The organism is Vibrio sp. 2033 (assembly GCF_033339735.1).
The window spans coordinates 1-807 of the sequence record NZ_JAWOVC010000239.1 but is presented as its reverse complement, the minus strand read 5'-3'; the positions used below and the strand labels follow the sequence as shown (position 1 = coordinate 807).

Annotated in this window: 1 protein-coding gene; it reads right to left on the bottom strand. The window is 50.2% G+C overall.

Going from position 1 to position 807, the window contains the following annotated elements; genetic code table 11:
- The coding region (locus R7P74_RS25825; protein ID WP_318123498.1) for a penicillin-binding transpeptidase domain-containing protein at positions 1-807 on the bottom strand (807 nt) is incomplete at both ends.

The window sequence follows — 807 nt, the reverse complement described above, 5'->3', positions numbered from 1 at the left end:
GCACCTGATTCAGCACCAGATACTTGGCCTTGACCCAAATTGCTGTTCACCGTCGTGCGGCCTAACGCGCGTGAGTGATCATCGAAGCCCACCCATGCAATAGCAACCACGCCCGGACCATAACCATTGTACCATGCGTCTTTTGAATCGTTAGTCGTACCAGTTTTACCACCAATATCACGACGCTCAAGTTTTTGCGCACGCCAGCCGGTACCGTTCCAGCCAGTTCCTTCACGCCAGTTGCCGCCACCCCAGATGTTGCTGTACATCATTTCACGCATCAAGAATGCGTTTTGTTCAGAGATCACTTGTGGTGCGTATTTTGGTTCATCATTTTCTAGTGCGTTCTCTGGAGCTTGGCCATCAACGGCAACGTCTTGCTCACCGAACTCACTGGCAAAGCGATCCATTTCTGGTTGTGGGCTCATTTGTGGGCAATCTTGATGACAAACGCTCTTAGGGTTGGCTTTAAACAAAACTTCGCCAAATGCATCTTCAACGCGTTCTACGTAGAACGGCTCAACATAGTAACCGCCGTTTGCAAAAACCGAGTAACCTTGCGCCACTTTCATTGGTGTTAAGCTACCCGCACCCAAGGCGATAGTTTCTGAGCGAGGCACTTCGTTGATATCGAATCCAAAGCGAGTTAGGTACTGACGAGTTTCATCCAGACCTACTTCACGTAAGGTACGAACCGCCATTACGTTTTTCGATTGCGCTAAGCCAATGCGAAGGCGAGTTGGACCACCGTAAGTTGGAGGTGAGTTCTTTGGTCGCCATGCTGAGCCTGAACCTGCGTCCCATTTG